A 9468-nucleotide genomic window follows, 5' to 3' on the forward strand; every position below is an offset into this window, starting at 1 on the left:
CCCGCCACGCCCGTCGTGGGCCCGCCGCCCGCCGTCAGCGAACGCGGCGGCCGGTCCCCGGGAAGCGCCAGCACGGCGGCCACGGCGACCGCCGCCGTCCCGGTGGCGACCGCGGTCGCCGTCCAGGGCAGCCGGGAACGGGGCGGGCGCGGCAGGGCGCGCGTGTAGCCGGAGGGCGGCAGCGAAGGAGAGGAGCGCACGCCCCCATCATGGCGGCGGGCGCCCGCGCGGACACGGAAAGTCACCCAGGCGTTACCCGCGCCGGGACTTGACCTCAAGCGCGATCGAGATTCCAGACTCGAGGGACAGCCCCTTCGGAAAGACCCTTCGACGAGGAAGGCGATCCACGATGTCCGTGACGCTCGACCACATCATCGTTCCCGCCAGGGACAAGAGGGAGTCCGCCGAGTTCCTGGCCCGCATCCTGGGCGTGGAGGCGGGCGAGCAGTGGGGGCCGTTCGTCCCGGTGAGGACCGGCAACGGCGTCACCCTCGACTACATGGACTCCACCGACTTCCGCTGGCACCACTGCGCGTTCCTGGTGCCGGAGGAGGAGTTCGACGGGATCCTCGCCCGGATCAGGGAGTCGGGGGCGCGGTTCTACGCCCACCCCGACGGCAGCGGGGAGGGCGAGATCAACCGCAACGACGGCGGCCGGGGCGTCTACTTCGACGACCCCAGCGGCCACCACATGGAGGTCCTGACCGTCCCCTACGGCGGCTGGCCCGAGGACTAGGGGCACCCCGGAGGGGCGTCCCGGCCGCGGGCGGACGCGGCCGGGACGCCCGGGATCAGCGCAGGAACGCGGCGGCGACGCCCGCGTCCACGGGGATGTGCAGGCCGGTGGTGTGCGACAGCTCCCCGGCGGTGAGGACGAACACGGCGGCCGCGACGTGCTCGGGCAGCACCTCGCGCTTGAGCAGGGTGCGCTGGGCGTAGAACTCGCCGAGCCGCTCCTCCTCGACGCCGTAGACGGCGGCGCGCTGGGCCCCCCAGCCCCCGGCGAAGATGCCCGAGCCGCGCACCACGCCGTCGGGGTTGACCCCGTTGACGCGGATGCCGTGGCCGCCGAGCTCGGCGGCCAGCAGCCGCACCTGGTGGGCCTGGTCGGCCTTGGTCGCGCCGTAGGCGATGTTGTTCGGCCCGGCGAACACGCCGTTCTTGGAGGCGATGTGGACGATGTCGCCGCCCATGCCCTGCTCGACCATGACGCGGGCGGTCTCGCGGGAGACCAGGAACGACCCGCGCGCCATCACGTCGTGCTGGAGGTCCCAGTCGGCGGCGGTGGTCTCCAGCAGCGGCTTGGAGATCGACAGCCCGGCGTTGTTGACGACCAGGTCCACGCCGCCGAACGCCAGCACGGCCGCGCGGACGGCCGCGGTGATCTGCTCCTCGACGGTGACGTCCACACCGACCGCGACGGCGGTGTCGGCGGTGCCGAGCTCGGCGGCGACCTTCCCGGCGGCGGCCGGGTCCCGGTCGGCGACCACCACGCACGCGCCCTCGGCGGCCAGGCGGCGGGCGGTGGCCGCGCCGATGCCCGAGCCGCCGCCGGTCACCAGCGCCACCCGCGTGGCCAGCGCCCTGGGCCTCGGGCGGCGGCGCAGCTTGGCCTCCTCCAGCTCCCAGTACTCGATGCGGAACTTCTCCGCCTCGTCGATGGGGGCGTAGGAGGACAGGGCCTCGGCGCCGCGCATGACGTTGACGGCGTTGACGTAGAACTCGCCCGCCACGCGCGCGGTCTGCTTGTCGCCGCCGAAGCTGAACATGCCGACGCCGGGCACCAGCACGATCGCCGGGTCCGCGCCGCGCATCGGCGGCGAGCCGGGGACGGCGTGGCGCTCGTAGTAGGCGCGGTAGTCCTCGCGGTAGGCGGCGTGCAGCTCGCGCAGCCGCGCCTTGGCGTCCTCCAGGGGCGCGTCCGGCGGCAGGTCCAGCACCATCGGGCGGACCTTGGTGCGCAGGAAGTGGTCGGGGCAGGAGGTGCCGAGCGCCGCCAGCCGGGGGTGCTCGGCGCGCGCGGCGAAGTCGAGCACGGCCTCGTCGTCGGTGTAGTGGCCGACCTGCGGGCGGTCGGTGGAGGCCAGGCCGCGCAGCAGCGGGAACAGCGCGGCGGCGCGGGCGTGCCGCTCGGGCTCGGGCAGCGGGCGGTGGCCCTCGACGACCGGGCCGAACGGGTCGGGGCGGCCGTGCTCGGCGATGTACGCCTCGGCCGTGCGGATGATCTCCAGTGAGTGGGCCCGGCACCGCTCGCTGGTGTCGCCCCAGGCGGTGATGCCGTGCCCGCCCAGGATGACCCCGATCGCCCGCGGGTTCGCCCGCCTGACGGCGGCGATGTCCAGGCCGAGCTGGAACCCGGGCCGCCGCCAGGGCACCCACGCCACCCGGTCGCCGAAGATCCGCCGGGTCAGCTCCTCCCCGTCGGCGGCGGTGGCGATCGCGATGCCGGAGTCGGGGTGCAGGTGGTCCACGTGCGCGGCGTCGACCAGGCCGTGCATGGCGGTGTCGATGGACGGGGCCGCGCCGCCCCGGCCGTGCAGGCAGTAGTCGAACGCGGCGACCATCTCGTCCTCGCGCTCGACGCCGGGGTAGACGTCCACCAGCGCGCGCAGCCGGTCCAGCCGCAGCACCGCCAGCCCGTCCTCGGTGAGCGTGCCGAGGTCGCCGCCCGAGCCCTTCACCCACATCAGCTCGACGTCCCCGGCGGTCACCGGGTCGGTCACGGTGGCCTTGGCCGAGGCGTTGCCGCCCGCGTAGTTGGTGTTGCGCGGGTCGGACCCCAGGGCGCGGGCGCGCTCCAGCAGCCGCGCCACCTCGGGCGCCGTCGTCTGCTCCGCCATGTCCGTCAGGCCCCCCATCCGGCCTGGGCGCCGCCGACCCGCTCGGTCTCGATCTTCTCGGCGTACCCGGAGGCGGCGTAGGCGGCCATCGGGTCGGGGTCCAGGCCCATCTCGGCGCGCAGGTCGGCCAGCAGCGGGCGGACGTCGGTGTCGTAGGCGTCCATCAGCACGGCGTTGGCGCCGAGCACGTCGCCGGACTCCTGCGCGGCGCGCAGCGCGTCGGCGTCCACCAGCAGCGCCTTGACGGTGGCCTGCTGCACGTTCAGCACCGAGCGGATCTGGCCGGGGATCTTGGGCTCGATGTTGTGGCACTGGTCGAGCATGAACGCCACGCCCGCCGCCGGGTCCAGCCCGCCGCCCCGCACCACCTCGTGCATGATCCGGAAAAGCTGGAACGGGTCGGCCGCGCCCACCATCAGGTCGTCGTCGGCGTAGAAGCGGGAGTTGAAGTCGAACCCGCCGAGCCTCTCCTCCCGCAGCAGCAGCGCCACGATGAACTCGATGTTGGTGCCGGGCGCGTGGTGCCCGGTGTCCACCACGACCCGCGCCTTCGGGCCGAGCTTGAGGCAGTGCGCGTAGGCCGTGCCCCAGTCCGGCACGTCGGTGGTGTAGAAGGCGGGCTCGAACAGCTTGTACTCCAGCAGCATCCGCTGGTCCCCGCCCAGCCGCTCGTACACGGCGGCGAGGGCCTCGGCGAGCCGGTCCTGGCGGGCGCGCACGTCGTCCTGGCCGGGGTAGTTGGTGCCGTCGGCGAACCACAGCTTCAGGTCCCGCGAGCCGGTGGCGTCCATGATGTCGACGCATTCCAGCAGGTGGTCCAGGGCCTTGCGGCGCACGGCCGGGTCGGGGTTGGTGACGCTGCCCAGCATGTAGTCGTCGTCCTGGAACACGTTGGCGTTGATCGCGCCGATCCGCAGGCCGTGCCCGGCCGCGTACGCCGCCAGCGCGCCGTAGTCGTCCACCCGGTCCCAGGGGATGTGCAGCGCCACGCTGGGCGCGATCCCGGTGTACCGGTGCACCTGCGCCGCGTCGGCGATCTTCTCCTGCGGGGTGCGGGGCACGCCGGGCCGGGCGAACACCTTGAAGCGGGTGCCGGAGTTGCCGTACGCCCACGAGGGCGTCTCGATGTGCTGGGTCAGCAGCGCGGCCTTGATCCGCGCGATGTCCGTGGCCATGCGTCCGTTCCTCGAAGTCGGGGCCGCTCGGTGTAAAACGTTTTAAAAGGCCGATGTGCCGAGGACGCTAGATCAGCGCTCTCCCACCCGTCAAGGGTCCGTCACAGCGCCCTCCCGCTATTGACACGTTTTAAGAAGCTGGTCCACAGTGGACCGGCGATCCGCGGGAGCACGAGAGGGCGGCATGGGCACCAGCGACAGGACCGATCCGGCGCGGGGCGCGGTCGGGATCAGGGAGGTGGCCCGGCACGCGGGCGTGTCCCCCGGCACCGTGTCCAACGTGCTCAACCGCCCCGACCGGGTCGCCGCCGCCACCCGCGACCGCGTGCACGCGGCGATCCGCGAGCTGGGGTTCGTGCGCAACGGGTCGGCCTCCACGCTGCGCGCCGGGCAGGGCCGCACGGTCGGGCTGATGGTGCTGGACCTGGCCAACCCGTTCTTCACCGACGTCGCGCGGGGCGTGGAGGACGCCGTCTACGAGCGCGGCTACGGGCTCATCCTGTGCAGCTCCAGCGCGCTGGCCGAACGTGAGGCCCGCAACCTGCGGATGCTCGCCGAGCAGCGGGTCCGCGGGGTGCTGCTGACCCCGGTGGACGGCACCGCCGGGCAGCTGGAGGTGCTGCGCGAGCGCGGCATCGCCACCGTCATGCTCGACCACACCGCCACCCGCGCCCGCCAGTGCTCGGTCGCCGTGGACGACGTCGCCGGCGGCGACCTGGCGGTCGGCCACCTGCTCGACCGGGGCGCCCGCGAGATCGCCTACGTCACCGGTCCGCCGACGATCCGCCAGTGCGCCGACCGGGCCGCCGGGGCGCGGCGCGCGCTGCCCGCCGATGGCGCGCTCCGCGAGGTGGTGGTGCCGACCATGACGGTGCGGGCCGGGCAGGAGGCCGCCGGGACGCTGCTGGCGGAGGGCCTGCCGGACGCGGTGTTCTGCGCCAACGACCTGCTCGCCCTGGGGATGCTGCGCGCCCTGACGCGGGCGGGCGTGGACGTCGGCCGCGACGTGCTGCTGATCGGCTACGACGACATCGAGTTCAGCGCCGAGGCGGCGGTGCCGCTGTCGTCGGTGCGCCAGCCCACCTACCGGCTCGGGCGGGTCGCCACCGAACTGCTGCTGGACGAGTGCGACAACCCCCGCGGCCACGCCCACCAGCAGGTGCTGTTCCAGCCCGAGCTGGTGGTGCGCGACTCCACGGCCCCGGCGGGACGGTGACCCGGATGCGGATCGCGCTGTTCGTCACCTGCGTCAACGACACCCTGTACCCCGGCACCGGGCGGGCGGTCGTGCGGCTGCTGCGGCGGCTCGGCCACGAGGTGGACTTCCCCGCCGCGCAGACCTGCTGCGGGCAGATGCACTTCAACACCGGCTACCGCGCCGACGCCGCGCCCCTGGCACGGCGCTTCGCCGACACCTTCGACGACTACGAGGCGGTCGTGGTGCCGTCCGGGTCATGCGCGGCGATGATCCGCGACTGGTACCCCACACTCGGCGTCGAGCCACCCACCGGGGTGTACGAACTGTCGGAGTTCCTGGTCGACGTACTGGGCGTCACCGACGTCGGCGCCTACTTCCCCCACACCGTCACCTACCACCCCACCTGCCACTCGCTGCGGATGCTGAAGGTCGGGGACCGGCCGTTGCGGCTGCTGCGCGCCGTGCGCGGGATCGACCTGGTGGAGCTGCCGGGGGCGGAGGAGTGCTGCGGGTTCGGGGGAACGTTCGCGCTGAAGAACGCCGACGTGTCGGCCGCGATGGGCGCCGACAAGGTCGCGGCCGTGCGGCGGACCGGCGCGGAGGTGCTGTGCGCGGCCGACAACTCGTGCCTGGCCCACATCGGCGGCGCGCTGACGCGGCGGCGCGCCGGGGTGCGCGCGCTGCACCTGGCCGAGATCCTCGCCGCGACCGAGGGGGACGCCCGGTGACCGGCTCGATGCCCACCTACCTGGGGATGCCGTCGTTCCCGGAGGCCGCGCGGGAGGCGGTCGGCGACACGCTGCTGCGCCGCAACCTCGCGCACGCGACCGGCACGATCCGCGCGCGGCGCGCCGAGGCGGTGGCCGAGCTACCCGACTGGGAGCGGCTGCGCGGGTCCGCCAGGCAGATCAAGGACCACACCCTCGCCCACCTCGGCCACTACCTGAGGCTGCTGGAGGAGAGGGTCACCGGTGCGGGCGGCACCGTGCACTGGGCCGCCGACGCCGCCGAGGCCAACGCGATCGTCGCCGCGCTGGTGGAGGCGACCGGTGAGACCGAGGTGGTGAAGGTCAAGTCGATGGCGACCCAGGAGATCGGCCTGAACGAGGCGCTGGCCGAGGCCGGGATCACCGCCTACGAGACCGACCTGGCCGAACTGATCGTCCAGCTCGGCGACGACCGCCCCTCCCACATCCTGGTCCCCGCCATCCACCGCAACCGCGCCGAGATCCGCGACATCTTCCGCCGGGCCATGCCGGACGCCCCGGCCGGGCTGTCGGACTCCCCCGCCGAACTCGCCGAGGCGGCGCGGCGGCACCTGCGCGCCAAGTTCCTGTCGGCCCGGGTCGCGGTGTCCGGGGCCAACTTCGCCGTCGCCGAGACCGGGACGCTGGTGGTCCTGGAGTCGGAGGGCAACGGCCGCATGTGCCTGACCCTCCCCCGGACGCTGATCACGGTCATGGGGATCGAGAAGCTGGTGCCGACCTTCGCCGACCTGGAGGTCTTCCTCCAGCTGCTGCCGCGCTCCTCCACCGCCGAGCGCATGAACCCCTACACCTCGATGTGGACTGGCGCGACCGAGGGCCAGGACTTCCACCTGGTCCTGCTCGACAACGGCCGCACCGACGTCCTCGCCGACGAAGTGGGCCGCCAGGCACTACGCTGCATCCGCTGCTCGGCCTGCCTCAACGTCTGCCCCGTCTACGAACGCGCCGGAGGCCACGCCTACGGCTCGCCCTATCCGGGGCCCATCGGGGCGATCCTGTCCCCGCAGTTGCGGGGCGTCGGCTCGAAGGTGGACGCGTCGCTGCCCTACGCCTCCACCCTGTGCGGGGCGTGCTTCGAGGCGTGCCCGGTCGCGATCGACATCCCCGAGGTGCTGGTCGAGCTGCGGGCCCGCGCCGTGGAGAGCGCCCGCCACCCGCTGACCGACGCGGCGATGGCGGCGGCGGGCTGGACGCTCCGCTCCCCCGCCCGGCTGGCCCTGGCGCAGCGCGCGGCGGGCCGGTTCCGCCGCCTCACCCCCCGCCGCCTGCCCGGCCCGCTGCGCGCCTGGACCGACACCCGCGACATCCCGCGTCCGCCGCCGGAGTCGTTCCGCGCCTGGTGGGAACGCACCGACGGAGGGAGACGGCCGTGAACAGCCGCGCCGTGAACAGCAGCGCCGTGAACAGCAGCGCCGTGAACAGCCGGGACCGCGTCCTCGCCCGGATCGACGCCATCGTCCCGCCGCGCCCCGCCGCCGAGATCGCCGCGGGCCGCGCCGCGATCGAGCGGGACTACCTGCGGCGCCACTCCACCGGCGACGTCCTGGACCTGCTCGCCGACCGGATCGCCCACTACCGCGCCACGGTGCGCCGCGTCACCCCCGCCGAACTGCCCGGCGCGGTCGCCGCCCGGCTGGCGGGACGCGTGTACGCCGTTCCCGAGGGCCTGCCGCGCGCGTGGCTGGCCCGCGCCGACCCGGCCCGCCTGGTCGAGGACCCGCCGGTCGCCGACCTCGACGCGCTCGACGGGGCGGTGACCGGCTGCGCCGTCGCGATCGCCGAGACCGGCACGGTCGTGCTCGACCACGGCCCCGGCCAGGGTCCGCGCGCGCTGACCCTGGTCCCCGACCGGCACCTGGTCGTGGTCGAGGCCGCCCGGGTCGTCGCCGACGTGCCCGAGGCGCTGGAGCGCCTGGACCCGGCCCGCCCCCTCACCTTCGTGTCCGGCCCCTCGGCGACCAGCGACATCGAGCTGTCGCGCGTCGAGGGCGTGCACGGCCCCCGCACCCTCGACGTCCTGGTCGTCGCGTGAGCCCCCGGTTCGCCGCCGTGGACCTCGGCGCCTCCAGCGGACGCGTCATCACCGCCCGCGTTGGGGACGGGCTGGACCTGACCGAGGTCCGCCGCTTCCCCAACCGTCCCGTCCGCGCGGGCGGCACCCTGTACTGGGACGTCCTCGGCCTGTACGGCAACGTCCTGGACGGCCTGCGCGACGCCGGTCCCGTCGCGTCGGTCGGCATCGACTCGTGGGCCGTGGACTACGGGCTGCTCGACGCCGGCGGGGCCCTGCTCGGCAACCCCGTGCACTACCGCGACGCCCGGACCGACGGGGTCATGGAACGCGTCCGCGCCGACCTCGGCGACGCCTACCTGTACGGGATCGGCGGGCTGCAGTTCCTGCCGTTCAACACCGTCTACCAGCTCGCGGCCGCGCGCGCCGGGCTGGCGCGGGCCGAACGGCTGCTGATGATCCCGGACCTGCTGGCGTACTGGCTGACCGGCGTCCAGGGCGCCGAGCCGACCAACGCCTCCACCACCGGGCTGTTCGACGTGCGCCGCCGCGACTGGTCCACCGAGCTGCTCGACCGCCTGGACCTCCCGGCCCGCCTGTTCCCGCCGCTGCGCGAGCCCGGCACGACCATCGGCACGCTGCGCCCCGACGTCGCCGCCGAGACCGGCCTGCCCGCCGCCACCCCGGTGGTCGCGGTGGCCTCCCACGACACCGCCTCGGCCGTCGTCGCCGTCCCCGCGACCGGCGACGACTTCGCCTACATCTCGTGCGGGACCTGGTCGCTGGTCGGGGTGGAGCTGCCCGGCCCGATCCTCACCGACGCCGGGCGCGCCGCCAACTTCACCAACGAGACGGGCGTCGACGGCACGATCCGCTACCTGCGCAACGTGATGGGCCTGTGGCTCCTCCAGGAGTGCCTGCGCGTCTGGGGCTCCCCCGGCCTGCCCGCCCTGCTGGCGGCCGCCGCCGACGTCCCGGGCCTGCGGTCGGTGGTGAACCCCGACGCCCCCGAGTTCCTGCCTCCCGGCGACATGCCCGCCCGCGTCGCCGCGTTCTGCCGCCGCACCGGCCAGCCCGTCCCCGACTCGCCCGCCGCCACGGTCCGCTGCGTCCTGGACAGCCTCGCGCTCGGCCACCGCGCCGCGCTGCGCGCGGCGGTCGAGCTGTCCGGCAAGGACGTCGCGGTGATCCATCTGGTCGGCGGCGGCTCCCGCAACGACCTGCTGTGCCGCCTCACCGCCGACGCCTGCGGCCTGCCCGTCGTCGCCGGGCCGGCCGAGGCGACCGCGCTGGGCAACCTGCTGGTCCAGGCCCGCGCCCACGGGCTGGTCGGGGACCTGCCCGCGATGCGCGCCCTGGTCGCCGCGACCCAGCCCCTGCGCCGCCACGAACCGGGCGGCGACGACGCCGCGTGGGCCGAGGCCGCCGCCCGCGCCGGGCTGGGGTGACCCGGGCGGCGCCGCCCCGCGACCGGCCC

Annotated in this window: 9 protein-coding genes; 6 read left to right on the forward strand and 3 right to left on the reverse strand. The window is 74.8% G+C overall.

Going from position 1 to position 9468, the window contains the following annotated elements; genetic code table 11:
• Window positions 1-200: hypothetical protein (locus tag AKI01S_RS50295; protein ID WP_157419716.1), on the reverse strand; the 200-nt coding region annotated here is incomplete at its 3' end.
• A 149-nt stretch (window positions 201-349) separates the two neighbouring features.
• On the opposite strand from AKI01S_RS50295, the gene AKI01S_RS07490 reads away from it, so the two are divergent.
• A complete protein-coding gene (locus AKI01S_RS07490; protein WP_067813262.1) occupies window positions 350-736 on the forward strand; it encodes a VOC family protein in 387 nt (128 codons plus the stop codon).
• Window positions 737-791: 55 nt separating this feature from the next.
• Here the strand turns inward: AKI01S_RS07490 and AKI01S_RS07495 are convergent, their stop codons facing one another.
• Together AKI01S_RS07495 and rhaI are read right to left on the reverse strand one after the other, a co-directional pair.
• On the reverse strand, window positions 792-2840 hold the full coding sequence (locus tag AKI01S_RS07495; RefSeq protein ID WP_067813278.1) for a bifunctional rhamnulose-1-phosphate aldolase/short-chain dehydrogenase: 2049 nt from the start codon (window positions 2838-2840) through the stop codon (window positions 792-794).
• Between the two features lie 5 nt (window positions 2841-2845).
• Window positions 2846-4015, reverse strand: coding sequence for an L-rhamnose isomerase (gene rhaI, locus AKI01S_RS07500; RefSeq protein WP_067813265.1), 1170 nt, complete (start codon window positions 4013-4015; stop codon window positions 2846-2848).
• A 184-nt stretch (window positions 4016-4199) separates the two neighbouring features.
• Here rhaI and AKI01S_RS07505 point away from each other — a divergent pair, with 184 nt between their 5' ends.
• The 5 genes from AKI01S_RS07505 to AKI01S_RS07525 are packed head-to-tail and all read left to right on the forward strand — an operon-like array spanning window position 4200 to window position 9439.
• Window positions 4200-5231, forward strand: a complete 1032-nt coding sequence (locus tag AKI01S_RS07505; protein ID WP_067813269.1) for a LacI family DNA-binding transcriptional regulator — start codon at window positions 4200-4202, stop codon at window positions 5229-5231.
• Window positions 5232-5236: 5 nt separating this feature from the next.
• Entirely contained in the window at window positions 5237-5941 is a 705-nt protein-coding gene (locus AKI01S_RS07510; RefSeq protein WP_067813272.1) for a (Fe-S)-binding protein, read from the forward strand.
• A 26-nt stretch (window positions 5942-5967) separates the two neighbouring features.
• Entirely contained in the window at window positions 5968-7353 is a 1386-nt protein-coding gene (locus AKI01S_RS07515; RefSeq protein ID WP_174567359.1) for a lactate utilization protein B, read from the forward strand.
• Window positions 7350-8012: a LutC/YkgG family protein gene (locus tag AKI01S_RS07520; protein ID WP_245681515.1), complete on the forward strand. Its 663-nt coding sequence runs from the start codon at window positions 7350-7352 to the stop codon at window positions 8010-8012. Before AKI01S_RS07515 ends, AKI01S_RS07520 begins: the two co-directional genes overlap by 4 nt.
• On the forward strand, window positions 8009-9439 hold the full coding sequence (locus tag AKI01S_RS07525) for a rhamnulokinase (RefSeq protein ID WP_067813276.1): 1431 nt from the start codon (window positions 8009-8011) through the stop codon (window positions 9437-9439). Before AKI01S_RS07520 ends, AKI01S_RS07525 begins: the two co-directional genes overlap by 4 nt.
• The last annotated feature ends 29 nt before the right edge of the window (window positions 9440-9468 follow it).

Source organism: Actinomadura kijaniata NBRC 14229, from assembly GCF_001552175.1.
GTDB classification, from domain to species: Bacteria; Actinomycetota; Actinomycetes; order Streptosporangiales; family Streptosporangiaceae; genus Spirillospora; species Spirillospora kijaniata.

Excerpts from the sequence above, each read along its gene's own strand:
- rhaI (WP_067813265.1), bottom strand. The coding sequence starts at position 4,015 with ATGGCCACGGACATCGCGCGGATCAAGGCCGCGCTGCTGACCCAGCAC.
- AKI01S_RS07505 (WP_067813269.1), top strand. The coding sequence starts at position 4,200 with ATGGGCACCAGCGACAGGACCGATCCGGCGCGGGGCGCGGTCGGGATC.
- AKI01S_RS07495 (WP_067813278.1), bottom strand. The coding sequence starts at position 2,840 with ATGGCGGAGCAGACGACGGCGCCCGAGGTGGCGCGGCTGCTGGAGCGC.
- AKI01S_RS07490 (WP_067813262.1), top strand. The coding sequence starts at position 350 with ATGTCCGTGACGCTCGACCACATCATCGTTCCCGCCAGGGACAAGAGG.
- AKI01S_RS07510 (WP_067813272.1), top strand. The coding sequence starts at position 5,237 with ATGCGGATCGCGCTGTTCGTCACCTGCGTCAACGACACCCTGTACCCC.
- AKI01S_RS07515 (WP_174567359.1), top strand. The coding sequence starts at position 5,968 with ATGCCGTCGTTCCCGGAGGCCGCGCGGGAGGCGGTCGGCGACACGCTG.